The 26,869-nt window shown below is 71.9% G+C and carries 20 protein-coding genes and 1 pseudogene; 8 read left to right on the top strand and 13 right to left on the bottom strand.

What is annotated here, in order from left to right:
- Positions 1-130: 130 nt before the first annotated feature.
- A complete protein-coding gene (locus tag ACFXI4_RS40585) occupies positions 131-1,651 on the bottom strand; it encodes a glycoside hydrolase family 16 protein (RefSeq protein ID WP_385001490.1) in 1,521 nt (506 codons plus the stop codon).
- 326 nt (positions 1,652-1,977) lie between these two features.
- On the opposite strand from ACFXI4_RS40585, the pseudogene ACFXI4_RS40580 reads away from it, so the two are divergent.
- A pseudogene (locus ACFXI4_RS40580) lies at positions 1,978-2,178 on the top strand (hypothetical protein); the annotation flags it as partial.
- 226 nt (positions 2,179-2,404) lie between these two features.
- Here ACFXI4_RS40580 and ACFXI4_RS40575 read toward each other — a convergent pair.
- The 7 genes from ACFXI4_RS40575 to ACFXI4_RS40545 all read right to left on the bottom strand — a co-directional run bounded on the left by ACFXI4_RS40575 (position 2,405) and on the right by ACFXI4_RS40545 (position 11,823).
- Positions 2,405-3,733 carry a lanthionine synthetase LanC family protein gene (locus ACFXI4_RS40575; RefSeq protein WP_385001487.1) on the bottom strand — a complete coding sequence of 443 codons (1,329 nt, stop codon included), beginning with the start codon at positions 3,731-3,733 and terminating at the stop codon, positions 2,405-2,407.
- A 9-nt stretch (positions 3,734-3,742) separates the two neighbouring features.
- On the bottom strand, positions 3,743-4,522 hold the full coding sequence (locus ACFXI4_RS40570) for an IclR family transcriptional regulator (RefSeq protein WP_385001484.1): 780 nt from the start codon (positions 4,520-4,522) through the stop codon (positions 3,743-3,745).
- Between the two features lie 168 nt (positions 4,523-4,690).
- Entirely contained in the window at positions 4,691-7,612 is a 2,922-nt protein-coding gene (locus ACFXI4_RS40565) for a glycoside hydrolase family 2 TIM barrel-domain containing protein (protein ID WP_385001481.1), read from the bottom strand.
- Positions 7,609-8,469 (bottom strand): carbohydrate ABC transporter permease, encoded by an 861-nt coding sequence (locus tag ACFXI4_RS40560; protein WP_385001478.1) that lies wholly within the window; start codon positions 8,467-8,469, stop codon positions 7,609-7,611. Before ACFXI4_RS40560 ends, ACFXI4_RS40565 begins: the two co-directional genes overlap by 4 nt.
- A gap of 14 nt (positions 8,470-8,483) precedes the next feature.
- Positions 8,484-9,440: a carbohydrate ABC transporter permease gene (locus tag ACFXI4_RS40555; protein ID WP_385001475.1), complete on the bottom strand. Its 957-nt coding sequence runs from the start codon at positions 9,438-9,440 to the stop codon at positions 8,484-8,486.
- Positions 9,440-10,726, bottom strand: a complete 1,287-nt coding sequence (locus tag ACFXI4_RS40550; RefSeq protein ID WP_385001471.1) for an ABC transporter substrate-binding protein — start codon at positions 10,724-10,726, stop codon at positions 9,440-9,442. Before ACFXI4_RS40550 ends, ACFXI4_RS40555 begins: the two co-directional genes overlap by 1 nt.
- 77 nt (positions 10,727-10,803) lie before the next feature.
- Positions 10,804-11,823, bottom strand: coding sequence for a carbohydrate kinase family protein (locus tag ACFXI4_RS40545; RefSeq protein WP_385001468.1), 1,020 nt, complete (start codon positions 11,821-11,823; stop codon positions 10,804-10,806).
- 126 nt (positions 11,824-11,949) lie between these two features.
- Here ACFXI4_RS40545 and ACFXI4_RS40540 point away from each other — a divergent pair, with 126 nt between their 5' ends.
- The 4 genes from ACFXI4_RS40540 to ACFXI4_RS40525 all read left to right on the top strand — a co-directional run bounded on the left by ACFXI4_RS40540 (position 11,950) and on the right by ACFXI4_RS40525 (position 18,682).
- Positions 11,950-12,714, top strand: a complete 765-nt coding sequence (locus ACFXI4_RS40540; protein ID WP_385001493.1) for a DeoR/GlpR family DNA-binding transcription regulator — start codon at positions 11,950-11,952, stop codon at positions 12,712-12,714.
- A gap of 286 nt (positions 12,715-13,000) precedes the next feature.
- Positions 13,001-14,338, top strand: coding sequence for a 6-phospho-beta-glucosidase (locus ACFXI4_RS40535; protein WP_385001464.1), 1,338 nt, complete (start codon positions 13,001-13,003; stop codon positions 14,336-14,338).
- A 44-nt stretch (positions 14,339-14,382) separates the two neighbouring features.
- The gene (locus ACFXI4_RS40530) at positions 14,383-17,427 is read left to right on the top strand and encodes an alpha-mannosidase (protein WP_385001461.1); all 3,045 of its coding nucleotides are present in this window, start codon (positions 14,383-14,385) and stop codon (positions 17,425-17,427) included.
- A 4-nt stretch (positions 17,428-17,431) separates the two neighbouring features.
- Positions 17,432-18,682, top strand: a complete 1,251-nt coding sequence (locus ACFXI4_RS40525) for an alpha-L-fucosidase (protein ID WP_385001458.1) — start codon at positions 17,432-17,434, stop codon at positions 18,680-18,682.
- Between the two features lie 218 nt (positions 18,683-18,900).
- On the opposite strand, the gene ACFXI4_RS40520 is transcribed toward ACFXI4_RS40525, so the two are convergent.
- Together ACFXI4_RS40520 and ACFXI4_RS40515 are read right to left on the bottom strand one after the other, a co-directional pair.
- Entirely contained in the window at positions 18,901-20,583 is a 1,683-nt protein-coding gene (locus ACFXI4_RS40520; RefSeq protein ID WP_385001455.1) for a carbohydrate binding domain-containing protein, read from the bottom strand.
- Between the two features lie 184 nt (positions 20,584-20,767).
- On the bottom strand, positions 20,768-21,889 hold the full coding sequence (locus tag ACFXI4_RS40515; RefSeq protein ID WP_385001452.1) for an ATP-grasp domain-containing protein: 1,122 nt from the start codon (positions 21,887-21,889) through the stop codon (positions 20,768-20,770).
- Positions 21,890-22,245: 356 nt separating this feature from the next.
- Here ACFXI4_RS40515 and ACFXI4_RS40510 point away from each other — a divergent pair, with 356 nt between their 5' ends.
- Both ACFXI4_RS40510 and ACFXI4_RS40505 read left to right on the top strand, forming a co-directional pair.
- On the top strand, positions 22,246-23,151 hold the full coding sequence (locus tag ACFXI4_RS40510; RefSeq protein ID WP_385001449.1) for a metallophosphoesterase family protein: 906 nt from the start codon (positions 22,246-22,248) through the stop codon (positions 23,149-23,151).
- Positions 23,099-23,779 (top strand): 4'-phosphopantetheinyl transferase, encoded by a 681-nt coding sequence (locus ACFXI4_RS40505; protein WP_385001446.1) that lies wholly within the window; start codon positions 23,099-23,101, stop codon positions 23,777-23,779. The genes ACFXI4_RS40510 and ACFXI4_RS40505 overlap by 53 nt, the downstream gene beginning before the upstream one ends.
- 27 nt (positions 23,780-23,806) lie before the next feature.
- On the opposite strand, the gene ACFXI4_RS40500 is transcribed toward ACFXI4_RS40505, so the two are convergent.
- The 3 genes from ACFXI4_RS40500 to ACFXI4_RS40490 form a co-directional block, all read right to left on the bottom strand.
- On the bottom strand, positions 23,807-24,037 hold the full coding sequence (locus tag ACFXI4_RS40500) for a hypothetical protein (protein ID WP_362729813.1): 231 nt from the start codon (positions 24,035-24,037) through the stop codon (positions 23,807-23,809).
- Between the two features lie 168 nt (positions 24,038-24,205).
- Positions 24,206-24,775, bottom strand: a complete 570-nt coding sequence (locus ACFXI4_RS40495) for a toxin-antitoxin system, toxin component (protein ID WP_385001441.1) — start codon at positions 24,773-24,775, stop codon at positions 24,206-24,208.
- A gap of 38 nt (positions 24,776-24,813) precedes the next feature.
- Positions 24,814-25,470: a helix-turn-helix domain-containing protein gene (locus ACFXI4_RS40490; protein ID WP_385001438.1), complete on the bottom strand. Its 657-nt coding sequence runs from the start codon at positions 25,468-25,470 to the stop codon at positions 24,814-24,816.
- Between the two features lie 246 nt (positions 25,471-25,716).
- On the opposite strand from ACFXI4_RS40490, the gene ACFXI4_RS40485 reads away from it, so the two are divergent.
- Positions 25,717-26,385: a hypothetical protein gene (locus tag ACFXI4_RS40485; protein WP_362729804.1), complete on the top strand. Its 669-nt coding sequence runs from the start codon at positions 25,717-25,719 to the stop codon at positions 26,383-26,385.
- The last annotated feature ends 484 nt before the right edge of the window (positions 26,386-26,869 follow it).

Genomic DNA, 26,869 nt, shown 5'->3' with positions numbered 1-26,869 from the left:
GGTGGCCCGCGGGCGCGGGCGGGGGGGGGGGGGTCGGGGGGGGGCCCCCGGTCCCCGGGGCCCTGCCGCCCCCGGGGCTGGGCCTGGGGGGGCGCCGGCACCGCCCGGGGGGGCGTCCCCCGCGACCGGGTCAGCGACCGAAGTCGAACCAGTTGACGTTCACGAAGTCGGCGCCCTGCCCGCTGGTGTAGGTCAGATAGACATCGTGGGTGCCGGTGACGCCGGTGATGTTGGCCGGGACCGTCCGCCAGCTCTGCCAGCCCCCGGTGTCGCCGATCGCGAAGCTGCCGACGGGTGGGCTCGTGCGGCTGTCGAGGCGTACCTCGACCAGCCCGCTGACACCGCTCGCCGCGCCGCCGGCGACCCGGGCGTAGAACTGGCTGGCCGCCGAGGAACCGAAGTCGACGTCCTTGTAGAGCGCCCAGTCGCCGTTCGCCACCGAGGTGATGTCCTGGCCGCCGCCGGTGTCCGAGGTGGTCTCGGTGCTGGTGCCGGACTGGCTGTCGTAGGACTCGGCCTCGATCGCGCTGTACGCGTCGCGCGTGCCGCCGGTGCCGCCGGTGCCGCCTGAGTCTCCACCGCCACCGGTACCACCTGAGCCGCCGGTGCCGCCTGAGTCTCCGCCGCCACCGGTGCCGCCTGAGTCTCCGGTGCCGCCGGTGCCGCCCGAGTCTCCACTGCCGCCCGCCGACTGGAGGACCTGGACGTAGTCGACGACGAGCGGGTGGCCGGGAACGGTGCCCGCGTCCGGGCCGCCGCCGAAGGCGTCGGGGAACTCGCCGCCCATGGCGACGTTCAGAATGATGAAGTAGCCGTGGTCGGTGGCGTTGGCCCAGGTCGTCGGGTCGACCTGGTTCTCCTTGACCGTATGGAAGCTGACCCCGTCCAGGTAGAAGCGCATCTGCTCGGGGCTGGTCGACCTGTCCCACTCGACGGCGTAGGTGTGGAAGCCGCCCTGGCAGGTCGCGCCCTCGCAGGCCTTCTGGCCGCCGATGCCGGACTTCTCGTTGCAGGGGCCGTTCGGGAGTGTGCCGCAGTGCATCGTGGCCCACTCGTTGTTCAGGCCCTGGACGTTCTCCATGATGTCCAACTCGCCCACGCCGGGCCAGTTCCACCAGTTGCCGCGGTACGGTGCGCCCAGCATCCAGAAGGCGGGCCAGTAGCCCTTGGCCGCGGCGCCGGTCACGTTCGGCATCTGGAGGCGGGCCTCGACGCGCAGCTTGCCTCCGGGGGCCGGCTGGAAGTCGGAGCGCGTCGTCTCGATTCGGCCGGACGTCCAGTTACCGGCGCCGTCGCGCCGCGGTGTGATGCGGAGGTTGCCCGCACCGTCGAGCGAGACGTTGTCGGGACTGGAGGTCATCGTCTCGACCTCGCCGGTGCCAAAGCCTCCTGGGCCGCCGGGGTAGCCCGTGCCCGTCGTGTACTGCCAACGGGACGTGTCGATGCCGGATCCGGCGGCGCCGTCGAAATCGTCGACGAAGACCCGGCTCCAGCCGGACGGAACATCTGGTGCGGAGGCGATGGCGGGATGGGTGGCGGTCGTGGCGGCGGTCGCCGCCAGGCCCATCGTGGCGAACGCGGCCACGAGGGTACGGCGGAAGGAGTGCCGCCGTCGCTGGCCGGCCGGGGAACGGCCGGGGGATTCAGTCATGAGGGGCCTCTCGCGTACGGGCAGGGGTGCGGGGTGCCACGAGGAGCGCCGAACACCTTATTGAGAGCGCTCTCAAGGCGCCGCCCAGCGTGCTCCCCGAGCCTTGCGTCGTCAAGTGTTAAAGCAAGGAAACTCCTTATCCCCCAAGGGAGTTCAGGCAGTGAAGGCGACGATCGGCCGGACCGCACCGGCCGCCTTCCCGGCCGGCCAGGGCGGGTCTCGGCCGTCGAGGCCGTTGGCGGCTCGCCCACCGCGCCCCGACCGCCGAACCCGCCTCCGGACACGTGGTGCACGCGCTGGCCCATGTCCACTGAGAGTCCGGGGCGCACGAGGCGGCCCGCGGACCGGACCTGCCGCTGCCGGTGCTGCGCGGGGTCGGCGGCAGCGCGGCCCAACGGGAGGTCGTGGCACGGACGTTGCTGTACGCACTGGTGGAGGGCGGCCGCCGCGACGCGGCCCGGCGCCTCCCGGACGCCCGGCTCGATCGCAAGCCGGCACCACGCGACCGCCGGCTGCGCGCGGAACCGCCCGCTGAACCGGCGGCCCGCCGCCGGGGGACCGCCGCCGGGGGACCGGGCCCGGTCATGCGATCGTTCTGCCGCCGGGCGGAGGAAGACCGCGGGCGCCGGGGCTCCCTCTCACGAGTCGGAACAGCGCTCACAGCGTGTGCGAGGTCCCGGACCGGTGGCGGCGATCACCATCGGTCCGGGGACGACGAGACCGGCTGCACGGCGACGCTCGGCCGACCCGCGCTCACGTGCCGTACGTGAGCCGGGTCCCGGCCGGTACCGCCCACCACTGGTCCGGGCGGTCCACCACCGGGGCGCCCGGGCCGGTGTCGAGGTACCGGGCCAGGCGCAGCAGGTAGGCGGCGATGCCCGCCGCGCCCTGCATCCAGGACGTGCCCGGCGGCAGCAGCGGGTTCTCGACGCGGTACTCCACGAACCGCCAGCGGGCGCCCGCCGCGTCCCTTATCGCCCGCTCCACCAGGGCGTCGCCCATCCGCAGCGCGCCGTCCACCAGTGTCTTCGCCCTCGGTGTCCCCGCGCAGTCCTGGGCCGCGTCCAGGAGGACGTCACCCACCCCGGCAGTGCCGCAGCAGCGGCCGTCGTTGTCCCAGAACCCGGGGCGCAGCCGCTCCGGGAGTCCCGAGGCGAGGACCGAGGTCATGCAGCGCTGCCGCAGTTCCCCGACGTCGTGCCCGGCCACCTCGTTGACGCCCGCGTGGGCGAGCGCCGTGAAGAGGTGCGAGGTGCCCGTCGGCCCGTGGCACCAGGTGTAGGTGACCGGCTCCACCTCGCGCTTCGACGGAGGGATCGTGTGCGGCACGACGAAGCCGCCGTCCGCCAGTGAGCCCATGGACAGCACGTGCCGGGCCCCCGCCACGGCGGCCGTGACGAAGTCCTCGCGGTGCAGGGCCGCGCCCGCCACCGCCAGGGCGGAGGCCACCCCGGCGGCGCCGTGCGAGTAGTTCGGGCAGCGCGACTGCGTGCTCGGCGAGATTCCCCAGTCCAGGCCCGCCTCGGTGCGGTCGGCCATCCGCAGCAGGGCCTCGCCGCCGGTCGTCGCGATCGGTTCCGCGTACTCGCCGCCCGCCCAGACGGCCGTCATGACCACGCCCGCGACGCCCATGATGATGTCGGTCAGGGGCGCGTCGGAATCCGGTACGAACGCGGTGGTGGTCCGCCAGCCCTCGGGGGTCGCGAGCTCGGCGAGCCGCCGCAGCACGACCGCCTCGCTGCCCGGTTCGAGCAACCGCAGCGCCGTGGCGTGGCCAGCCAGGCCGATGTAGAGGGAGGGTTCGGCAACGACGGGGGCCCGCGCCGACAGGCGGCGCACGATCCCGGCCGCCAGGGCCTGTTCCCGCTCGCCGAGCGCCCGGTACCGGGCGATCTCCGCCAGCACCGGGGCCAGCCCCGCGATGCCCGAGTACAGCGAGTCCCGGTCCTCGGCGGGCGCGAGGTCGCCGGTGTCCTCGGGCACGTCCTCCGGCAGCCAGGGGCCCTCGTCGTCCCGCACCTGGTCCAGTACCCACGACCAGGCGGCCTCGCCCAGCTCCCGGTAAACCTCGCTCACTGTCACCCGGTCACGCTACACGGCCTGGTCCGTGCGCTCCGGCCGCCAGCCCAGGGCCCGGGAGACCCCCCGGGCAGCCAGCCGCACCGCCGGGACCAGCGCCGGTACCTCGGCGTCCGCCCACGGCACGACCACCGACACGGCGGCGGCCACCTGTCCCGCGGCTCCGCGCACCGGGGCCGCCACCGACAGCGCGTCGTCGGTGACCTGACGGCTGCTCACCGCGACCCCGGTACGCCGGACTTCGGCCAGTGCACGGCGCAACCGGGCGGGTTCCGTCAGGGTGTACGGCGTGAAGGCGGCCAAAGGGCCGCTGCAGTAGTCCTCCTGGAAGCCGGGCGTCTCGTGGGCGAGCAGGGCGAGCCCGACTCCCGTGGCGTGCAGCGGCCAGCGGGCGCCCACCCGGATGTGCACGCCCACCGCCGAACGCCCGGCCAGCCACTCGATGTACACGGCCTCGGCGCCGTCCCGCACCGCCAGCTGCACGTTCTCGTGCGTCGCCTCGTACAGGTCCTCCAGGTACGGCAGCGCGGCCTGGCGCAGCGCGAGCCCCCGGGGCGCCAGCGCGGCCAGCTCCCAGAGCCGCAGCCCCACGTGGTACAGGCCCTCGGCGTCGCGTTCCAGCGCGCCCCACGCGGTGAGCGCGCCGACCAGGCGATGCGCGGTGGTCAGGGAGAGCCCGGCCCGGCGGCCGATGTCGCTGAGACTGAGCGCCGGATGCCCGTGGTCGAACGCGGCCAGCACCGACAGCAGCCGGTCGGGCGCCGAGCGGAGGGCGGGTGCGCTGTGGGGCACGGATCGCAGCATGGCGCACCCGCGGGCCGGCGGCAACCGCCGGCGAGCGACCGTCAGGAACCCACTACGTCCGCGGAGAGGGGGTTCGACCAGAGCCACGTGTCCGCCCACGGGTCGCCGTCGCCCGGTTCGTGGGTGACCGGGCCGTGCGAAGGGCGCGGCGGGATCTCACAGGACGCGCAGGGTCCAGCTCCAGCGGTGGACTCCCGGGGCGACGAGGTACGAGGGGAAGGTGTCGGAACCGCACGAGGCCGTACCGAGGCCCCGGTGCGCGGCGTCGATGTGGACCACGCAGCCCGCCCGGGGCACGAGTTCGTCGTGGTGGGTGACGGCGGTGAGGTCCTCGGCGCGGTAGCGGCTGACGGAGACCTGGCGGGGCCCGTCCAGCTCGACCGCGAGTCCGGTGGCGTCCGGCGCCGACAGCGTGAAGCGCCGTACACCGTGCCGGCCACCGCTCTCCTGGGGCCGCAGATACGGGGTGAACAACTCGTCCACCGGGAGGCGGTGGTGGCCGACGGGGGCACCGGAGGCACGGTCCGGGTACGACTCCCAGGGACCCTGACCGAACCACTCCAGCACATCCGGGCCGGCCACCGTCTCGAAGACCGAGCCGACCCGGGCCACGTCGTCGAACTCCGCGGGCAGTTCGGCCGACTCCTCGACCCGGACGCCACCCTCGACCGCGGTGAACTCCTGCCGGTGCCGCACGGCTCCGGTCGTTCCTGCGTACTCGGCGAGCACCGTCACCCGGTCGTCGTCCCGCCGTACCGAGACCACCTTGCGCACCAGGCTGTCCAGGCCCCAGGCCCGCCAGCGCACCGCGATCCCGCCCAGCTCGTCGTTGTCGGTCGGCGCCCGCCACAGGGAGAGCGCCGGCGCGGCGGCCAGCAGCGGATGCCGCAGCAGCCCCTCGCCGTCCACCTCGACACGGGCCCCGACCGGGACGGCCGCCGGCGCCGGGGCGGGGGCCCGCAGCCGGATCTGCGGCGCGCACACCTCCGTACCGGCCGGTGCCCACGCCTGGTCCCCGGCCGTGGTCACCCGCAGCGTCAGCCATGCCTCGCCGCCGTCCGCCGGGACCTCGAAGGGCAGCGGCACCGCCGCGGTCTCGCCGGGGCACAGCTCGGGCAGCTCCGCCGGACCGGTCAGGGTACGGCCGTCGGCCAGCGTCAGCTCCCAGGTTCCCGTCAGCCAGTCGAAGCCCCGGAAGTGCTGGTGGTTGGCGAGCACGATGCCCTCGTGCCGGAAGCACCTGATGCGGACCGGCGCCGCGATCTCCCGGTGCTCGTACATCGCGGGCTTGGGGGTCCGGTCCGGGAAGACCATGCCGTCCGCGACGAACGCCCCGTCGTGCAGGGCCTCGCCGAAGTCGCCGCCGTACGCCCAGCGGTGACCGGGCGCGGCGACACCGTTGTCGTACAGTCCGGCGCCCGCGCGCCCGACCGGTCTGCCGTCGCTCACCCGCTGGAGGATTCCGTGGTCCCAGAACTCCCAGATGAACCCGCCCTGAAGACCCGGAGTGGACTCGATGGCAGCCCAGTGGTCGGCCAGCGTGCCGTTGCTGTTGCCCATGGCGTGCGAGTACTCGCACTGGATGAGCGGTTTCGTCTGTTCCCCTGACAACGCGTGCGCCACGCAGTCCGCCAGCGGCGCGTACATGGGGCAGGCGATGTCGGAGGTGACGTCCGGGTCGGCCCAGCCGCGCTTGGCCGCGCCCTCGTACTGGACCGGCCGGCTCGGGTCGTGCCGCCGCACCCAGCCCGCCGCCGCGTCGTGGTTCGCCCCGTAGTCGGACTCGTTGCCCAGGGACCAGATGATCACCGACGGATGGTTCTTGTCCCGCAGCACCATCCGGGAGACCCGGTCCACGAAGGCGTTGAGATAGCGAGGGTCGTCGGCGATCTCGTGCGCGTGGTCGTGGGACTCGATGTCCGCCTCGTCGACGACGTAGAAGCCCAGCTCGTCGGCGAGGCCGTAGAGCGCGGGGTCGTTCGGGTAGTGCGCGGTGCGGATCGCGTTGAACCCGAACCGCTTCAGCACCACCAGGTCCGCGCGCATGTCGTCGTACGACACCGTCCGCCCGGTGAGCGGGTGGAAGTCGTGCCGGTTGACGCCCCGCACGAAGATCCGCTCGCCGTTGACCAGCAGGTCCCGGCCGACGATCTCGACGTCCCGGAAGCCGATGCGCTGGTACGACGTGTCGGCGACCGTGCCGTCGGCGCGGTGCAGCCGGACGGTCAGCCCGTACAGCTCGGGCTGCTCCGCGTTCCAGGTGCGGACCCCGGCCACGGTGGCACGGATGCGGGCCTCGCCGAGGAAGTCGGAGACCCGGTCGTCCTCGGTGTTGAACCGGTCGAACTCGGCGTCCTGCGCGAGGAGCGTGCCGTCCAGGTCGCCGGTGACGTACCAGCCGTCCGGCAGCGCACCGCCGCGGTCCCGTACGAGGCAGTCCACCCGCAGGTCGCCGTCCCGGCGTGCCCGCACGGTCACGTCCGCGAGATACAGCGGGTCGGTCGCGTACAGCAGCACGGAGCGGGTGATCCCGCCGTGCCACCAGTGGTCCTGGTCCTCGAGGTGCGAGGCGTCCGACCACTTGACGACGGTCAGCCGCAGGAGGGACCGCTCACCGGGGCGTACCACCCCGGTGAGGTCGAACTCGGCCGCCAGATGGGAGTCCTTGGAGATGCCGACGGGCCGCCCGTCCACGTGCACGAGGAGCACGCTCCCGGCGGCCCCGACCTGGAGGACGATCCGGCGGCCGGCCCACTCGGCGGGCACGTCCAGCTCGCGCTCGTGGACGCCGGTGGGGTTGGCGGCGGGGGAGTGCGGCGGGAACTCGGGGAAGGGCATCCGGACGTTCGTGTACTGCGGCAGGTCGTCCGTCTCCTGGAGGGTCCACGCACCGGGGACGTGCACGGTCGACCAGGCCGCCCCGACCGGCGCGTCGGGGGCCGGCAGCAGCTGGAAGCGCCACTCGCCGTCCAGGGACAGCGCCCCCGGACGGCGGTCCACGGCGTTCATCGGCAACCGCCCCCAGGAGGTCACCTCGGGTGCCTCCCAGGGGCGGACGGCCACCAGCGGGTCCGTCACTTGATGGCTCCCTTGGCCAGGTCGCCGATGATCTGGCGGGCGCCGACCGCGAACACGACGAGCAGCGGGACGAGGGCGAGGAGTGCGCCGGTCATGACCATTCCGTAGTCGGTGGTGCCATGGGTTCCGTTGAGCTGGGACAGCGCGACCTGGAGGGTGACGTTGTCCGGGTTGGTGAGGGCGATCAGGGGCCAGGCGTAGTCGTTCCACTGGCCCATGAAGGTGAAGATGCCGAGGAAGGCGAGGCCCGGCCGGACCACCGGGAGGGCCACGTGCCAGTACTGGCGGAGGAAGCTCGCGCCGTCGATGCGGGAGGCGTCGAGGAGTTCGTCGTGGATGGCGCCCTTCATGTACTGGCGCATCCAGAAGATGCCGAACGCGTTGGCCGCCGCCGGCACGATCAGCGAGGTCATCGAACCGATCCAGCCCAGCTTCGCCATGATGACGAACTGTGGGATGGCGGACAGCTGGGCCGGTACCATGAAGATGACCATCAGCAGGGCGAACAGCACGTTCTTGCCGGGGAAGACGAACTTGGCGAAGACGAAGGCGGCCAGCGAGTCGAAGAACAGCACCAGGAAGGTCACCGAGCCCGCGACCAGCAGCGAGTTCCACATCGACCCGAAGAAGTCGACGTTGTCGAAGAGGCTGCGGGCGTTCTCCAGGAAGTGCGAGCCCGGCAGCAGCTTGGGCGGGTAGGAGAAGATCTCCGACGTGGTGTGCGTCGACATGATCACGGCCCAGTAGAACGGGAAGGCCGAGAGCAGCAGACCGACGATCAGGACGGCGTGCAGGGCGATACCGCGGCTGCGGGTGCCCTTGATGGCCCTGGGGCGGGTCGTCCGGATGGATGCCATGGTGTGCGGCCTCCCTAGTCTTCGCCCCGGCGCTGCACCAGGCGCCAGTTGACGATCGAGAAGATGATGACGACGAGGAAGATGCCCCAGGCCACGGCCGCGCCGTAGCCGAAGTCGTTGTTGTCGAAGGTCTGCTGGAAGAAGTAGAGGACCATGGTCTGGCCGGCGTGGCCCGGACCGCCCGCGAACGTCGAGTCGTTGGACGTGGTCTGGAGCAGGACCTGCGGTTCGGAGAAGCTCTGCAGACCGGTGACGGTCGACACGACGAGCACGAACAGCAGCACCGGCCGCATCATCGGCAGCGTGATCCGGAAGAAGGTCTGCACCGGCCCGGCGCCGTCCATGCGGGCGGCTTCGTACAGTTCACCGGGGATCGTCTGCAGTCCGGCGAGGAAGATGATCGCGTTGTAGCCGGTCCACTGCCACGTCATCAGCGTGGCGATGGCGACCTTGATGCCCCACGGGGTGTTCAGCCACGCGATCTGGTCGAACCCCACCGCCTGCAGAAAGGCGTTCACCAGGCCGAAGTTGGTGGAGAACACGGAGCCGAAGATGATCGCGATCGCGACCACCGAGGTGACGTTGGGCAGGAAGTAGGCGAAGCGGTAGACGTTCTTGAAGCGGACCGCCGAGTTGAGCATCACGGCCGTCACCATCGCCAGGAAGATCATGGGGAAGGTGGCGAGCGCCCAGATGACGATCGTGTTCCCGACCGCGGTCCAGAAGTCGGTGTCGCCCAGCAGGTACCGGTACTGCGACAGGCCCGCCCACTCCATCGAGCCGAGGCCGTCCCAGCGGTGCAGGGAGACGTAGAGCGAGAATCCGACCGGGATGAGGCCGAAGCAGAGGAAGAGGAGGTAGAAGGGGGAGATCGCGGCGTAGAGGTGCCAGTACTTGCGGATTCCGGTACGGGGACCTGCCGTGGCGGTCCGTTCCACGGTCGTGGTGGGCTTGTCCAGTGCGGTGGCCATCAGTAGGTCACCCCCAGGTGCTTGGCTATGCGCCGGCACTTGCTCATGGCGTCCTTCCAGGCCTGCTCGGGGTTCTTGCCGAGGACGCCGACGTTCTTGATCTCGTCCTTGAGGGGTTGCGCGAGCGCCACGTCGAACGGGCTGTTGTAGGCGACCGCGATCTTCTGCGCGGCGGGTCCGAAGACGTCCATGGTGACCTGGCCGCCGAAGAACGGGTCGGGCGCGCGCAGGGTCTTCAGGTCGTACGCCGCCGGGGTCGAGGGGAAGAGTCCCGCGTCCGCGAAGCCCTGTGCCTGGTTGCCGGCGTTCAGCATCCAGGTGATGATCCGGAACGCCTGCTCGGGGTCGCGGCACTCCTTGGTGATCGACAGGAAGGAACCGCCGTTGTTGGACGGCCGTACCGGCATCTGCGCCACCCGCCACCGGCCCTTGGTCTTCGGTACGCCGGTCTTGATGTCGTTGGTGGCCCAGGAGGCGTTGAGCTGGCTGGGCAGCTTGCCGTCCTGGAGCGCGGAGAGCTGGTCGGGCGTGCCGCTGACCAGGTCCGAGACGATCCCCCGCCGCTTCGCCTCCACGGCCAGTGCCCAGGCCCGGCGGACGTGGTCCTGGTCGCCGATGAAGTGCCGGTCCTTGTCGACGTACCGCGCGCTGCCCTGCTGCACCACGTTCTCGAAGACCGCGTTGACGTCGGAGAGCAGACAGGTCCCCGGGATCCGCTTCCTCAGCTGCTCGCCGGCGGCGAAGAACTTCTCCCAGGTGTTCAGTTCGGCGGAGACGTCGTCGGGTTCGTAGGGCAGTCCGGCCTTCCGGAAGACCTGGTACTGGTAGAAGTGCGCGACCGGGCCGCAGTCGATCGGGAAGCCGACCATGGTGCCGTCGTCGGCGATGCCCTGGTCCCACTTCCAGGAGAGGTACTGGCTCTTGTACTTGTCCGCGCCCAGCGTGCGCAGGTCCACGAACTGGTTCGCGTTCGGGAGGTAGGACGCCATGTCCTCGCCCTTGAGGCCCGCGATGTCGGGGATGTGGGCCCGGCCTGTCATGGTGGTGAGCAGTTTCGACCGGTAGTAGCCGCCGATCTTGATGGCCTGCAGGTCGACGTCGGCGCCGTAACGGGCCTTGGCCTTGTTGACGACCGTGTCGCCGAGGCCGCCGTCCCAGTACCACAGGACCATGTTCCGGCCGGTGGAACCGGTCGGAACGGCGCAGCCGGATGCCAGGCCGCCGAGCGCCGTGGCGGCCGTGCCGGCCAGGCCCGCGCGCAGCAGGCCTCTACGTGAGAGCCGCACAGCTCCCACCGCCTTTCGGATCTTTCGGATCTGTTCGGGACTTTCAGATGGAGCGTGGGGGGCTTGGGGCGTGGGGCTCAGTACTGCCGCGCGGGGGGTGTGACGGGTGCGTGGTGGACCGGCGGGCCGGGGTCGGCCGGCAGCCGGTCGGTGAGGAAGCCGTAGGCGCGGCGCAGACCGGGGTCGGTGAGCGAGCGCCACCAGTGGTCGACGCCGTACCAGCCGGGCGCGGCCAGTGCTCCGCCGTGGTGGCCGACGGAGAGACCCGCGGCGAGTACGGCGAACCGCAGCCGTTCCTCCAGTGGCCAGCCGGCGAGCGAGGCGGTGACGAAGCTCGCCCCGAACACGTCCCCGGCGCCCGTCGCGTCGAGGACGTCCACGGCCAGGGCCGGGACCTCCGCGAACTCACCGGTGGTCTGGTCGACGGCCACCGCGCCGTCCCCGCCGCGGGTGACCACGGCCACCGGGACCAGTTCGGAGAGGGTGCCGAGGGCCGCGACCGCGCTGTCGGTGCGGGTGTAGGCCATCGCCTCGGTCTCGTTGGGGAGGAAGGCGTGGCACAGGGCGAGCTGGTCCAGGAGGTCGCGGGACCACTGCTGGGTGGGGTCCCAGCCGACGTCGGCGTAGATCCGGGTTCCGTTCGCGGCGGCCTTGGCGATCCACTCGCGGGGTTCGGCCTCGATGTGGACGAGGGCGGTGCGGGCCTCGGGCGGGTCGCCCATCAGCACGTCCTGCGAGTACGGCGGTTCACAGCCGTGGGTGACCAGGGCCCGGTCCTGGCCGTGGGCGAGGGCGACGGTGACCGGGGTGGGCCAGCCGTCCGCGACCCGGGACAGGGAGAGGTCGACACCCTCCTGTCCGGCGAGGACCTCGTGGCAGTGGGCGCCGTAGAAGTCGTCGCCGAAGACCGTGGCCAGCGAGGTGCGCAGGCCGAACCGGGACGCCGCCACCGCGAGGTTCGCGATGCCGCCGGGACCGCAGCCCATGCCGGCCGTCCAGACCTCCTCGCCCGGTGTCGGCGGCTTCCCGAGCCCGGTGAGGACGAGGTCGTAGAAGAGGAGCCCGGTCAGCAGCACATCGGGCATGTCGTCGTCCACACGCCACCCTCTCGTCAAAACTCGTCAATTTCGATGACGGAATCGTGCGCTGCCACGCGAGATTGGTCAATACACGAGCAGAACTGAGCATAGAAATGATTGAAGATGACGAGTACTGTTCATCGGGTGCTGGCAGAACGACGACACCAACTCATCCTGCGGGCCCTGCGCTCGGGCGGCCCCGCGGCCGTGACGGATCTCTCCGAGCAACTGGGCGTGAGCCCCGCAACCGTCAGGCGTGACCTGCTGAAGCTGGAGGAGGAGGGGCTGCTGACGCGGGTGCACGGCGGTGCCGTCGCCGACGAGGGCGACCAGCCCTTCGCCGACGTCGCCGAGGTGCGGGTCGCGGAGAAGGACGCCATAGCGGCGCACGCGGCGGCCCTGGTCGCGGACGGCCAGTCGGTCCTCCTGGACATCGGCACCACCGCCTACCGGCTGGCCCGCCAGCTGCACGGCCGCCGGCTCACCGTCATCACCAGCAACCTGGTGGTCTACGAGGAGCTCGCCGACGACGAGGGCATCGAGCTGGTGCTGCTCGGCGGCGTGGTCCGCCGCGAGTACCGCTCCCTGGTCGGCTTCCTCACCGAGGACAACCTGCGCCAGCTGCACGCCGACTGGCTGTTCCTCGGCACCAGCGGGGTGCGCCCGGGCGGCCAGGTGATGGACACGACCGTGGTGGAGGTGCCGGTCAAACGGGCGATGATCAAGGCGAGCGACAAGGTGGTGCTGCTCGCCGACACCGCCAAGTTCCCGGGGACGGGCATGGCGAAGGTCTGCGGTCCCGAGGACCTGGACATGGTGGTGACCGACATGCCGGTGGACGCGGCGACGCGGGCCGCCCTGGAGGAGGCCCGCGCCGAGGTGGTGGTGGCGGGAAAGGCTCAGGCTTGAACACCCTGCCCCGGGGCCGAAGGGGATTCCGGGCTCATGCCGCCCGGTCACCCGGCCCGCGGACGGGTCTGACGCGATCAACACCAGCCGGGTCGCAGCCGGCCCGGGTTCTTGGAACAAGTGCAAGGAGACAGTGCGTGCCTGGTTGTCGTGACGCACTATGCGGAGCTGCTCCGTCGACGGGGGCAGAGGTCCGCCGAGGCGGCGGAACCGCGTTCCCCGACATCTCCCGTGGAGGCCCGGTCGCTTCGTGGTCCGCGCGGGTGGGCATCCTGGGAGGAAGCCGGTGAGACTGACCATTCTGGGCGGCGGCGGATTCCGGGTGCCGCTCGTGTACGGCGCCCTGCTGACGGACCGCGGCGAGGGCCGCGTCACCGAGGTCGTGCTGCACGACCTCGACGCGGGCCGCCTCTCCGCGGTCGCCCGGGTGCTGGCCGAACAGGCCGCCGGGGCCCCCGGCGCCCCGACGGTGACCGCCACCACCGACCTCGACGAGGCCCTGCGCGGGGCCGACTTCGTCTTCTCCGCGATCCGCGTCGGAGGCCTGGCGGGCCGCGCCGACGACGAACGGGTGGCCCTCGCCGAGGGTGTCCTCGGCCAGGAGACGGTCGGCGCGGGCGGCATCGCCTACGGGCTGCGGACCGTCCCGGTCGCCGTCGACATCGCCCGCCGGGTGGCCCGTCTGGCCCCCGACGCCTGGGTCATCAACTTCACCAACCCCGCCGGCCTGGTCACCGAGGCCATGTCCCGCCACCTCGGCGACCGCGTCATCGGCATCTGCGACTCCCCGGTCGGCCTCGGCCGCCGAATCGCCCGGGTGCTCGGCGCGAACCCGCGCGAGGCCTGGATCGACTACGTCGGCCTCAACCACCTCGGCTGGGTGCGCGGCCTGCGCGTCGCGGGCCGCGACGAACTCCCGCGCCTGCTCGCCGACCCCGCCCTGCTCGGCTCCTTCGAGGAGGGCAGGCTCTTCGGGGTCGACTGGCTGCAGTCCCTCGGCGCGATCCCCAACGAGTACCTGCACTACTACTACTTCAACCGCGAGGCCGTCCGCGCCTACCGGCAGGCCGAGAAGACCCGCGGCGCCTTCCTGCGCGACCAGCAGGCGCACTTCTACGAGGCGGTCGCCGAGCCGGAGGCGAAGGCCCTGGACGTCTGGGACCGCACCCGCGCCGAGCGCGAGGCGACCTACATGGCCGAGAACCGGGAGACCGCGGGCGCCGGCGAGCGCGACGCCGACGACCTGTCCGGCGGCTACGAGAAGGTCGCCCTGGCGTTGATGCGGGCCATCGCCCGCGACGAGCGCACCACCCTGATCCTCAACGTCCGCAACCGCTCCACCCTGTCCGTGCTCGACGGCGATGCCGTCATCGAGGTGCCCTGCCTGGTCGACGCCAACGGCGCCCACCCGGTCTCCGTGGCCCCGCTGCCCGGCCACGCCACCGGTCTCGTCTGCTCGGTCAAGGCGGTCGAGCGCGAGGTGCTGGCCGCCGCCGAATCCGGCTCCCGCAGGACGGCCGTGAAGGCGTTCGCGCTGCACCCGCTGGTCGACTCGGTGAACGTGGCCCGTCGGCTGGTGGAGGGGTACACCGACGTCCATCCGGGCCTCGCGTATCTTAAGTGACCAGCCGGTCAGAAAGCGCTTTCTATCCCTCTCTGGAGACTTCCATGCACGACGAACGCCGCCGGATCGAGGAGCGCGTAGAACGCCTCCACAACCAGCGCATCAAGCCCGCGATCTACGCGGCCGCCGTTCCCTTCGAGGTGTCCGCCTGGCAGGCCCCCGGGGAGCCGGTGCCCTTCGAGGAGGCCGCCGCCGCCCCGTACGAGCCGTTCGCGATGGACACCCCGTGGGGGCCGCCGTGGGGGACCACCTGGTTCCGGATGCGCGGCCGGGTGCCCGCCGCCTTCGCGGGCCGCCGGGTCGAGGCCGTCATCGACCTCGGCTTCGTGGGCGACTGGCCGGGCAACCAGGCCGAGGCCCTGGTCCACCTCGCCGACGGGACCCCGCTGAAGGCGGTCAACCCGCTCAACCAGTACGTGGCCATCGCCAACCCGGCGGCCGGCGACGAGGTGATCGACTACCTGGTCGAGGCCGCCTCCAACCCCGACATCCTCGCGGGCGACTTCGCGGCGCCGACCCCGCTCGGCGACGTGCTGACAGCCGGCGACAAGCCGCTCTACACCTTCAGGCGCGCCGACATCGCCGTCCTCGACGAGGACGTCTGGCACCTCGACCTCGACATCCAGGTGCTGCGCGAGCTGATGCTGGAGCTCGGCGAGCACGACCCGCGCCGGCACGAGATCGCGCACGCCCTCGACCACGCGATGGACCTGCTGGACCTCGACGACATCGCCGGCTCGGCCGCCGCCGTGCGCGAGGCCCTGAAGCCGGCGCTGTCCAAGCCCGCGCACGCGAGCGCCCACCGCGTCTCCGGCGTCGGCCACGCGCACATCGACTCGGCCTGGCTCTGGCCGATCCGCGAGACCAAGCGCAAGACCTCCCGCACCTTCTCCAACGTCACCTCGCTGGCCGACGAGTACGAGGAGTTCGTCTTCGCCTGCTCCCAGGCCCAGCAGTACGAGTGGGTGCGCGACAACTACCCGCGGGTCTGGGCCCGGATCCAGGAGGCCGTCAAGAAGGGCCAGTGGGCGCCGGTCGGCGGCATGTGGGTGGAGTCCGACGGCAACCTGCCGGGCGGCGAGGCGGTCGCCCGCCAGTTCGTGCACGGCAAGCGGTTCTTCATGGAGCACTTCGGCGTCGAGACCAAGGGCGTGTGGCTGCCGGACTCGTTCGGATACAACGCGGCCTACCCGCAGATCGCCAGGCTGGCCGGCAACGAGTGGTTCCTCACCCAGAAGATCTCCTGGAACCAGACCAACAGGTTCCCCCACCACACCTTCTGGTGGGAGGGCATCGACGGCACCCGCATCTTCACGCACTTCCCGCCCGTCGACACCTACAACGCCCGCTTCAGCGGCGAGGAGATGTCCCGCGCGGTCCGCAACTACGCCGAGAAGGGCGGCGCCACCCGCTCGCTGGCCCCCTTCGGCTGGGGCGACGGCGGCGGCGGCCCCACCCGCGAGATCATGGAGCGGGCCCGCCGGCTCAAGGACCTGGAGGGCTCCCCGCGCGTCGAGGTCGAGCACCCGGACGCCTTCTTCGCCAAGGCCCGCGCCGAGTACGAGGACGCCCCGGTCTGGGTCGGCGAGCTCTACCTGGAGCTGCACCGCGCCACCTACACCTCGCAGGCCCGCACCAAGCAGGGCAACCGGCGCAGCGAGCACAAGCTGCGCGAGGCCGAGCTGTGGGCCACCACGGCCGCCCTGCACGCGCCCGGCTACCGCTATCCGCACGAGAAGCTCGACCGGCTCTGGAAGACGGTCCTGCTCCACCAGTTCCACGACATCCTGCCGGGCTCCTCGATCGCCTGGGTGCACCGCGAGGCCGAGGCCGAGTACGCCCGCGTCGCCACGGAGCTGGAGGCGCTGACCGCCGAGGCGGTCACCGCGCTGGGCGGCGGCCCGGCCCGCGTCTTCAACACCAGCCCCTACGACCGTGCCGAGGTCGTCCGGGACGCGGCGGGCGCCCCGGTGTACGTCGAGGTCCCGGCGAGCGGCAGCGCGCCGCTGACGGCCGCCGCCGAGACCCCGCGGCCGGTGACGGTCGACGGCCGGGTCATCGACAACGGCCTGGTCCGGGTGGAGGTCGCCGAGGACGGCACCCTGTCCTCCGTCCGCGACCTGCGGGCGGACCGCGAGGTCCTCGCCGGCCAGGGCAACCTGCTGCGCCTGCACACCGACCTGCCCAACTACTGGGACGCCTGGGACGTCGACAAGCACTACAAGAACCGCTACACGGACCTGCTGGACCCCTCGGAGATCACGGTCACCGACACGGACCCGCTGCTCGGCTCGATCCGTGTCACCCGTCCCTTCGGCAACGGCTCGACGATCACCCAGACGATCACCGTCCGCGCCGGCAGCCCCCGGATCGACTTCGAGACGGACATCGACTGGCACGAGGCCGAGAAGTTCCTCAAGGCCGGGTTCCCCGTGGACATCCGTGCCGCGCACTCCTCCGCGGAGATCCAGTTCGGCCACGTCCAGCGGCCCACGCACACCAACACCACCTGGGAGGCGGCCCGGTTCGAGGTCTCCGGCCACCGTTGGGTGCACCTCGCCGAGCCCGGCTACGGTGTCGCCGTCATCAACGACTCGACCTACGGCCACGACGTCTCCCGCACCGTCCGCGAGGACGGGGGGACGACCACCACGGTCCGCCTGTCCCTGGTCCGCGCCCCGCGCGTCCCGGACCCGGGCGCCGACCAGGGCCGCCACCGCTTCACGTACTCGCTGCTGCCGGGTGCCGCCGTCGAGGACGCGGTGGCGGAGGGCTATGCCCTCAACCTCCCGCTGCGGGTGGCCGATGCGGCGGGCGCGCCCGAGCCGGTCGTCTCCGTCCTGGGCGAGGGCGTGACCGTCGAGGCGGTCAAGCTCGCCGACGACGCCTCCGGCGATGTCGTCGTCCGGCTCTACGAGTCCACGGGCGGCCGCGCCCGGGGCGTCCTGCGCACCGGCTTCCCGCTGGCGGGCGCCCAGGTGACCGACCTCCTGGAGCGACCGCTCGAGGACGCCTCCGTCGACGGCGACACCGTCGCCGTGCAGCTGCGCCCCTTCCAGATCCTCACCCTCCGGCTGCGCAGGAGCTGACCGGATGACCATGCAACCCTGGTTCACCGAAGCCAAGTTGGGGATCTTCGTGCACTGGGGCATCTATGCCGTCGACGGGGTCCAGGAGTCCTGGTCCTTCTACGACGGCATCGTGCCGCACGAGCAGTACATGTCCCAGCTGGAGCGGTTCACCGGCGCCCGCTACGACCCGGAGGCGTGGGCGGACCTGTTCGCCCGCGCCGGGGCCCGGTACGCCGTGCTGACGAGCCGGCACCACGACGGGGTGGCCCTGTGGGACACCGGGTACGGCGACCTGAACCTCGGCAGGGACTACCTCGGCCCCTACGCCGAGGCCCTGCGCGAGAAGGACCTCAAGGTCGGCCTCTACTACTCGCACTCCGACTGGAACCACCCCGACTACGCCTCCACGCGCAAGCCGGGCCGCCCGCCGGAGCAGGAGGACAACCGCTACTCGGAGGTGGCGGCCGAGCACGAGGACCTGGCCGCCTGGGAACGGTTCATCGCCTACCGCGACGGCCAGATAACGGAGTTGGCCTCGCGGATCCGGCCGGACCTGATGTGGCTCGACGGGGAGTGGGAGCGCAGCGAGGAGCAGTGGCGCATCCCCGAACTGGCCGCGCTCATCAGGTCGTACGTCCCGCATGTCGTCTTCAACGCGCGGATGCTCAGCGAGGGCGACTACGCCACCCCCGAGCAGGGCGCCCCCGTCGTGCCGCCGGACGGCCCCTGGGAGCTCTGCCTGACGATCAACGACTCGTGGGGCTACCAGCACCACGACGACAACCACAAGTCCCTCGCCCAGCTGATCCGGTACTTCACCGAGACCATCGGGGGCGGCGGCAACCTGCTGCTCGACGTCGGCCCCATGGAGGACGGCACCATCCCGCAGCCGCAGGTGGAGCGACTGGAGGGGCTGGGGGAGTGGATCCGGCGGCACGCCGAGGCGGTCTACGGCACCGGGCGCGGGCTGCCGGCCGGGCACCACTACGGGCCCAGCACCCTCTCCGCCGACCGGCGCACCCTCTATCTCACCCTGTTCGACGCCCCGCGCGCCGAGATCGGCGTCCGCGGGCTGGCGACCGGGGTGCGCGGGGTGAGGGTGCTCGGCAGCGGGACGGAGCTGGGCCACCGGGTGGTCGGCGGGCTGCACGAGGCGGTCGGCGTGCTGTGGATCGACCCGCCGGCCGCGGCCGACCTCGATCCGTACGCCACGGTCCTCGCCGTCGAACTGGACGGAGAGCTGGAGCTGTACCGAGGATCGGGCCGGTTCTGATCGGACCGATCCCGATCAGGTTATTGCATGGTTAAGGCACGTTTCGACATGAAAAGTCGGTAGTCCGAAGCCCGGCGACTGGAGCAAGGAGATCAAGTCCGGCAGGGTCCAGGCCGCCCGCCGGGCCGATCCGGCCGCCGAACTCCCGCCCAGGCTGGCCGGGATAGCGAAGGCGTGGGGGTACCCGGTCTAGGACCCCACGCCTTCGCCGCCGGTGCTCAGCCGGTGAAGCCGGCCGTGATCGAGGTGAACTGCCAGTTGCTCTGGCTGATCCCGGAGCAGTTGCTCACCACGCCACCGCCTGCGCAGCCGCGGTCCCGGTTCACGGCCCAGAACGCGAGCCGGGCGATGTGGTGCGAGTTCCCCCAGTCTCGGATCTGCGTCCAGATCGCGGGGGTCGTGGTCTCCTGCTGGTCCGACAGACCGTTCATCCCGGAGATCCCGATGTGCGCGTAGGCCGTCGCGTCGTCCCATCCGAAGGTGGACTTCAGCTTGGTCTTCAGTCCCTCGGCCGCGGCCACCGTGTTGCCGTACATGTCGGCGCCGCCGCCGAAGTCGAACGGCATGATCGTGAAGACGTCGATGTTCGCGCCCAGCGACTGGGCCTGCTCGATGAGCCGGTTGCCGTAGTAGGTCGGCCCGGTGGTCGAGGTGCCGAAGGTGACGATCGTCTTCAGGCCGGGGTTGTTGGCCTTGACCGTCTTCAGGGCGGTCAGGATCTTCGCCTGCACGGCCTCGTTCTCGAACTCGTCCGTGTTCTCCACGTCCATGTCGACGGACTTGAGACCGTACGCGTCGATCACCTTCTGGATCGCCCCGGCCAGCGCGCTCGCGGAGGAGCAGTTGGCGCCGAGCTTGCTGCCCTGCCAGCCGCCGAAGGACGGCGTGATGTCACCGCCGGCCGCCCGGATCTGGTTGATCGCGGTCTGGTCGGCACCCCCGGTCAGCGCCCGGCTGCCGTCCCAGGCAGGCGTGCAGCCCCCCGAGTCCAGCACGAAGGCCATGGTGAAGTTCTTGATGCCGGTCGCGTTCATCACCGTGGTCGGGTTCGGCGGATCCCCCCAGCCTTCGTAGAGGTAGGGCGCGGCCTGCTTGAACCCGGTCCCGCCGCCGGTGCCCGCGTCGGTGGTGACACTCACGGAGTTGGAGGCGGCCGAGACGTTCCCCGCCGCGTCGCGCGCCTTCACGGTGAAGGCGTACGCCGTGCTCGCCGACAGCCCGCTCACCGTGGCCGAGGTCCCGGAGACGCTCGTCGCCAGGGTCGACCCGCGGTAGACGTCGTAGCCGGTCACCCCGACGTTGTCCGTCGCGGCCGACCACGACAGGGAGACGCTCGACGAGGTCTTCCCGGTGGAGGTGAGGTTCGTGGGCGCGGTGGGCGCCTGGGTGTCGGAGCCGCCGCCGCCGGGCCCGTCGAGGCTGATGTCGTCGGCGTAGTAGGTCCCCTGCGCGTACCAGCCGTGGACGTAGATCTGGGCGCTGGTCTGCCCGGCCGCGGTGGTGAAGGAGACGCTCAGCTGGCTGTACTGGGACGGGGAGCTGGTCCAGGTGGAGGTGCCGCCGGTGACCCCGAGGTAGACGTACGAGCCGCGGACCCAGCCGCTGAGCGAGTACGTGGTGTTGGGCTGCACGGCGACGGTCTGGGTGCACTGGGCGGTGTCACTGGAACTCACGGCCCCCGCGAGGGCCTTGGAGCCGCCGTGCACGGGGGAGGAGACGACCGAGCCCAGGTTCCCGGTGCAGGACCAGGGCGACGGACTCCCCGACTCGAAGCCGGGGTTGGACAGGACGTTGGCCGCCTGTGCGGTACCGGGAAGCGCGATGGCCCCGGCGAGCGCGAGGGCGGCGGACCCGAGCAGTGCGAGTATCCGACGTCTGGAACGTCTGAGCGAGTTGCGCACGCGATCTCCCTGCGGGAATGGGGGTGTTCGGGAGTTGCACGAAGGTGCGGAAGGGGGTGCGCAACAAAAATGGTATGGACCAATCGAGCTGTCAAGGAGACGAGCGTGAATTGGTCCATACCGGTGAGCCGTCGTGCCCCGTGAGGGGCGCGGGGCCGCTGCGATGCGCGGCTCCGCCGCCGGCCTAGAGCGGCAGCACCGCAGCCGCGGCGTCGACCGGCTCCACCTCCACGGGAACCGGAGGCGCCAGCACCACGTCGGCCTCCTCCCGCACGGTCGGCACGGACGGCAGAACGGGACGCGGGCCCGAGACCACCGCGTAGTCCTGGCCCAGGAACGGCGGCTCGATCACGCCGGGGTCCTCGCCCAGTGCCAACTGGACGGCCGCCCACGGTGCGTTGACCCCGCAGAGGGACAGCTGGTGCAACCCTCCGGCGGGACGCGTGTTGACGTCGAGCAGGACCGGCTCGTCGCCGTACATCCGGAACTGGATGTTGGACAGGTAGTGCAGGCCGAAGCCCTCGGCGATCAGCCTGGCGGGCTTCAGCCAGCGCTCGTCCAGGGTGAAGCCGCGACGGCGGCCCTTCTTCGTGCGGCCCACCGCCATCCGGACCCGGTTGTCGGGCCCGGTGAGGCAGTCCACGGACACCTCCGGCTCCTCCAGGCGCGGCATGACCAGCCAGTCCACCGGCTGGTCGGCGCACCGCAGCGCCTCGAGGACCAGGTCGAGCTGGACGTACGGCCCCGGGAACCCGTTGAGGTGAAAGAGCGAGAACGGGGCGCGCGTGATCACCCGGAAACCCACCCCGCCCGCACCGGCGGCCGGCTTGAAGCAGGCCTTGTGGCCGTCGGCCTCCAGCGCCTCGACCGCGGCGACCAGTTCGTCGGCCGTACGGACCCGCCACCACGGCGGCACCGGGACCCCGACCGCGCCGACCGCCTCGTAGGCCGTCGCCTTGTCCTCGAAGACCGCCGTCGCCTCCGGCGTCGGCGCCAGCAGGGCCGTACCGACCGCCGCGAAGTCGGCCCGGTGGGCGACGATCGCCGACTGGTGCAGGCGGGGCACGAAGACATCGATGCCACGGCGCTGGCACTGGTCGAGCGCGTACTCGACGTAGCCGGCCGGGGAGAGGCCCTCCGGCTCCAGATCGGCGGTGTCGGCGGCGGCCAGCACGGGGGAGTCGGCGTCACCGTGCGTCGCATGGATCTCGACCGCCCGGTCGCTGGGATTTCTCTTCAGCTGATCCATGAAGAACACGTTCTCCGCGTACGTGCGGTTGAGCCAGACGCGTACGCGAGAGCGCATTAATGCCGCCTTCCGGGGTTTTCGGGCAGGGCTCAGCGAGCCCGTGCCCGGGCAGGGTGGTTGGAGGGTCACCAAACCGCCCTGGACGAAGGGAAGTTCGTGGCGGTGGTGTTGAGGGGGATCATACGGCTTTCAAGGGGCCCCGCGTGCAACGCCCGTGTTACGGATTCCCCGGGGCTGTCCACACGCGTTTTCCTGCACCGTCCACGCCGGTTTCCTTGACGGACGGGCACCGACCGGCGGCCCGTCCGGAACCGGCCGCCGAATGACCCGCGACAGGCCGACAGGTCCCCTTGTTCCGCCGACCCGTCATGTGCTGAGGTGGGTGGCGACGACATGATCGGAAGGGGTACGGGGTGGAGTCCACGGCCGGTGCCGGGCAGTTGCTGGCCATCAGCGACCTGCACATCTCGTACCCGGAGAACCGCGAGCTCGTCGAGAAGATGCGCCCCGGGACGGACGACGACTGGCTGATCGTGGCGGGTGACGTCGCGGAGACCGTCGCCGACATCCGCTGGGTTCTGGAGACCTTCGCCGACCGCTTCGCCAAGGTGCTGTGGGCCCCGGGCAACCACGACCTGTGGACCCACCCCAAGGATCCGGTCACCCTGCGCGGTGTCGCCCGCTACGAGCACCTCGTCGCCCTCTGCCGGGAACTCGGCGTGGTCAGCCCCGAGGACCCCTATCCCGTCTGGGAGGGCCCGGGCGGCCCGGTCGTGGTCGCGCCGCTCTTCCTCCTGTACGACTACTCCTTCCTGCCGGCCGGCTGCACGACCAAGGAGGAGGGCCTCGCCTACGCGCACGGCACCGGCATCGTCTGCAACGACGAGTACCTGCTGCACCCCGACCCCTACCCGACCCGCGAGGCCTGGTGCCGGGCCCGGGTCGAGGCCACCGAACGCCGGCTCGCCGAACTCCCCGAGGACCTGCCGACCGTGCTGGCGGGCCACTACCCGCTGGACCGGCATCCCATGGACGTCCTGTGGTACCCCGAGTTCGCCATGTGGTGCGGCACCACCCGCACCGCCGACTGGCACCGCCTCTTCCGCGTCGACACCATGGTCTACGGACACCTGCACATCCCCCGGACCACCTGGCACGAGGGAGTCCGCTTCGAAGAGGTCTCCGTGGGATACCCCCGCGAGTGGCGCAAGCGCTCCCGGCCCCCGGGTGAGCTGCGCCGTATTCTGCCGATGGAGGTCGCAACCGGTGATCGAGGAGCTGCTCCCGGACTCGGTGGTGGCCGTGGAGATGCTCGGTGACGAGGCGCTCCGCGAAGCCCCCCTCTACCCGGAGGAGGCGGCGCTCGTCGCGCGTGCCGTGCCCAAGCGCCGCCGCGAGTTCTCCGCCGTGCGCGCCTGCGCCCGGCGCGCCATGGAGAAGCTCGGGGTCCCGCCGCAGCCGGTGGTGAGCGGCGAGCGCGGCGCACCGCGCTGGCCGGACGGGCTGGTCGGCAGCATGACCCACTGCGAGGGCTACTGCGCCGCCGCCCTGGTCCGCGCCACCGACCTGGCCTCCCTGGGCATCGACGCCGAACCGCACGCCCCGCTGCCCGAGGGCGTCGCGGAGTCCGTCCTGCTCCCCTCGGAGCGGGAGCGATTGCGGCGGCTCGCGGCCGAGCGGCCCGACCTGCACTGGGACCGCCTGCTGTTCAGCGTCAAGGAATCCGTCTACAAGGCGTGGTTCCCCCTCACCGGGAAGTGGCTGGACTTCATGGAGGCCGACATCGAACTCTTCCCGGAGCCCGGCGGGCATCCGCACGGCACCCTGCGCGCCCGTCTCCTGGTCCCCGGCCCCGAGGTCGGCAGGGAGCGGCTGCAGGTCTTCGAGGGCCGCTGGAGCGTGCGGCACTCCATGCTGACCTCGGCCGTGATCGTGCCGCACCCCTGACGGTGCCCCCGAACATGCTTTGCCGGCTCAGGTGGGTGGGCACCAGTCGTGCAGGAGCCGGAAGAACGCCTCCTCGTTGCCGGCGAGTCCGGCGCGGGCCAGGGCCTCCTCGGCCTCGGCGAGCACGGCCGGCGGGACCAGGAAGGGGCGCGGGGCGCCGTCCGGAGGTCCGTCGAAGGCCGCGCGGACGGTGTGCAGCAGCCGCAGATAGGCCTGGACGGCGGTGCGCTCACGGTCGGTCAGTACGGCGGTGGGCATGGCTCGGCTCTCCCCGTCGGTCGTCACGGTCACGCGCCCGGACGGCGCGGCCGCACCGCGTGTGGCGGTGCGCACCCACCAGCTTGCCGTCCGCCACTGACAACGCCTGCCCGCTGCGCCCGGGTTCGCCCGCTCAGCCGAGTCGGAGCGAGCCGAGCCCAGCCGGGGTCACTTCCCCGGATAGCCCAGCGAGGCCTCGATACGCCCCGCCACGTCGTGTCGCCGCACCCGACCGCGCAGGGCCGAACCCACGAGCCAGACCCGGCACTTGCTGGCCAGCAGCAGTCCGAAGGTCTCCGCGTCCCGTTCCTCGGCCCGGTCGGAGCGGGTGCGGGCGGCCATCCGCCGGACGGCGGCCTGGACGGCGGCCCGGTCGGTGGCCGCGCCTCCGCCGGTGCCTTCGCCGACCCGCCGGGCCGCCACCGCGACCCCGTCGACGTCGTGGCCGTGGTGGTCGGCGTGCATGTGCCACAGCTCGTGACCGAGGATCACCAACTGGTGGTCGGGCGCGGTGCGTTCCTCGACCACCACCAGGTCCCGGTCGGTCAGGTCGAGCCACAGGCCGCTGGCCGTGCCGGGCGGGAAGACGGCCGTACGGAACAGGACCGGGCGGCCGCGGCGGCGGCTCATCGCGTCGCACAGCGCCCGGTACAGCTCCTGCGGCGGGGCGGGCGCGGGCAGGGTCAGCTCCCCGACCAGCCCGCCGCTCAGCCGGCGCATGTCCCTGCCGATGGCCATGTTCTCCTGGTTCTCCTGTTCCCTCGTTCCCTCGCAGCTCACGACTCGGGGCGCTTGACGCTCTCCAGGAGCATGTCCAGCCATTCCGCGACCTTGTCGCGGTGCTGGTCGGTGGGGAGCTGGGCGGCCCGCCAGGCGATCCCGCGCACCCCGTGGTCCTGCAGCAGCCGTTCCAGCGGGTCCGCCGCGGCCTCGGCCGCCGCGCGCTCCCGGTCGGCCAGCTTCTGCAGCAGCTCCTGCTCGACGCGCTGGAGGGCGCCCGCCAGCGCCTCGGGGTCCGCGGCGGTCAGGAATCCGGCGTGCACCCGGAAGAACCGCTGGAGAGCGTCGCAGTGCTCCATGGTCGGCCGCCGGTCACCGTTGAGCAGGGCGCCGGCCTGCTGCCGGGACATACCGGCGCCGTCGGCGATCTCCTGCTGGGTGTGTTTTCGGCCGTTGGGCTTGAGGCGGGTGCGGCGCAGCAGGTCGAGGCGTTGCAGGAAACGTTCCTGGACGTCGGGTTCGCCCGCGGGCCGACCACCGAGCAGGGCCTTGACCACGGGCTCGGGGACACCGCTGGCGTAGGAGAGCCGTCGGATGTCGTAGACCTCCGCGTACGCGACGCCGAGCCGGTCGGCGAGCGCGGTGACGCGGGAGACGACGGCCGGCAGCTGGGCGGTCGCCGTGGCGCCCGGATCCTCGTAGCCATCCGTCACCGACAGAACTCCTACGTCTCTCAGAGGGATCAGAGGCTTCGCACATGCGGTCGCCGTGGACCGCCCGGCGTGAACCTCCCGGAGATTATCCGGTCGTTCGAACTCACATCCAGGTGTCGCCACAACTGTGGCCAATTTCGGCCGTCAACAGGCATGAAATGCCACGATAGTTGACATGCCTCTGGGTGGGGCAGCAGGATCACATCGCCGCGAGAAGGCCGCATAGGCAAGAGGGGTGACCTCCCGATGGCATATCAGGCAGGTGGGCGGCGACCGGCGCCGCGGCCCGTCCCCGAAAGTCTTGAGGCCCAGGCCTATCTCCAGGACTACGCACTGCTGCTGGACGCCGTTCCCTTCCCGTCCCTGGTGGTCGACCACCGCTGGGACGTGGTGCTGGCCAACGACGCGTTCGAGACACTTTTCGGGGAGGTCGCCCCGCATCCCACCGCCATGCCGGGGGACAACTTCCTCCGGTTCGTCCTGTTCCATCCGGACGCCGGTTCGGTGCTCGGCGCGCACGAGTCGGGCTGGTGCCTGCCGATGCTGGCCCAGTTCAGGGCCACCCTGGAGCGGTGCGGCCACGACCACGAACTCCAGTCGATCCGGCGGGAGATCGCCCAGGACCCGATCATGGAGGCGGCCTACCGGCACGGGCTGCCGCACTGGCTGCGCGCGGTCGGGGAGGAGGGCGCCCGGCTCGACGGTGCCGTCCGGCCCGTGCTGCACCCGGACCCGCAGCTGGGCGCCACCGAGTGCCGGGTGGTCGGCGAGACCCCCAGGACCCTTGAAAGCATGGGCTACGCGCGTTACACCCTGGTGCTGCGTGTCGCTCCCCGCCCCGCCGCCCCGCGCCGCTCCCGCCGGCCCGGTGGCCTGGGTGCCCATCTGACCGTGGTCCCCGCCCCTGACGCCTGACCCGGCACCGTCGGCGTTCAGGTCGCCGACGGCGCCGGGCCGGCGCTCCCTCCTGCCCCCACCGCCAGCCGCCCGGACACGGCCGCCCGCCGCGCCCCGGCCCTGGCCCCGGGATCCGGACACGGGACAGGTCCCGCGCCGCGGTGCCCGAACGCGGCGCGCCTCCCGTACCTGGTGCTCAGGCACCCGTTCCCGTTCACGCCGTAGTGCTGCGCGCGGCCGCTGGACATGCCCTGCCGTGGCCTCTGGCCGGCCATGGCAACCGCGCGCGGGTCCGGAGGTGGCCGGTGGCGTCCGCGGCGCGGGGCACGTCCCGTGCCGTGATGCCCGGGCGCGCGTTCCCTTTCATGCGGCGGCGCTTGCGCGCGGCCGCCCGCTCGGGTCGTGGCGGCCGCCAGGACGAGCGGCACGCCGGTGGGGCGCGGGCCCGCGGTCGCCGAACGCGCCCGGCGTGGCCTCTGCCGGGGCGTGGCACCCGCGAGCG

It is taken from the genome of Streptomyces sp. NPDC059224 (assembly GCF_042754285.1).
Lineage (GTDB): Bacteria > Actinomycetota > Actinomycetes > Streptomycetales > Streptomycetaceae > Streptomyces.
Note: the sequence above shows the minus strand (reverse complement) of the source record. Positions and strands in the feature narration are given on the sequence as shown.

What these genes read in the sequence shown, in the direction of transcription:
- ACFXI4_RS40530 (WP_385001461.1), top strand. Translation starts at nt 14,383, where the DNA reads ATGCACGACGAACGCCGCCGGATCGAGGAGCGCGTAGAACGCCTCCAC.
- ACFXI4_RS40560 (WP_385001478.1), bottom strand. Translation starts at nt 8,469, where the DNA reads ATGGCATCCATCCGGACGACCCGCCCCAGGGCCATCAAGGGCACCCGC.
- ACFXI4_RS40495 (WP_385001441.1), bottom strand. Translation starts at nt 24,775, where the DNA reads ATGGCCATCGGCAGGGACATGCGCCGGCTGAGCGGCGGGCTGGTCGGG.
- ACFXI4_RS40525 (WP_385001458.1), top strand. Translation starts at nt 17,432, where the DNA reads ATGACCATGCAACCCTGGTTCACCGAAGCCAAGTTGGGGATCTTCGTG.
- ACFXI4_RS40585 (WP_385001490.1), bottom strand. Translation starts at nt 1,651, where the DNA reads ATGACTGAATCCCCCGGCCGTTCCCCGGCCGGCCAGCGACGGCGGCAC.
- ACFXI4_RS40515 (WP_385001452.1), bottom strand. Translation starts at nt 21,889, where the DNA reads ATGCGCTCTCGCGTACGCGTCTGGCTCAACCGCACGTACGCGGAGAAC.
- ACFXI4_RS40555 (WP_385001475.1), bottom strand. Translation starts at nt 9,440, where the DNA reads ATGGCCACCGCACTGGACAAGCCCACCACGACCGTGGAACGGACCGCC.
- ACFXI4_RS40485 (WP_362729804.1), top strand. Translation starts at nt 25,717, where the DNA reads ATGGCATATCAGGCAGGTGGGCGGCGACCGGCGCCGCGGCCCGTCCCC.
- ACFXI4_RS40500 (WP_362729813.1), bottom strand. Translation starts at nt 24,037, where the DNA reads ATGCCCACCGCCGTACTGACCGACCGTGAGCGCACCGCCGTCCAGGCC.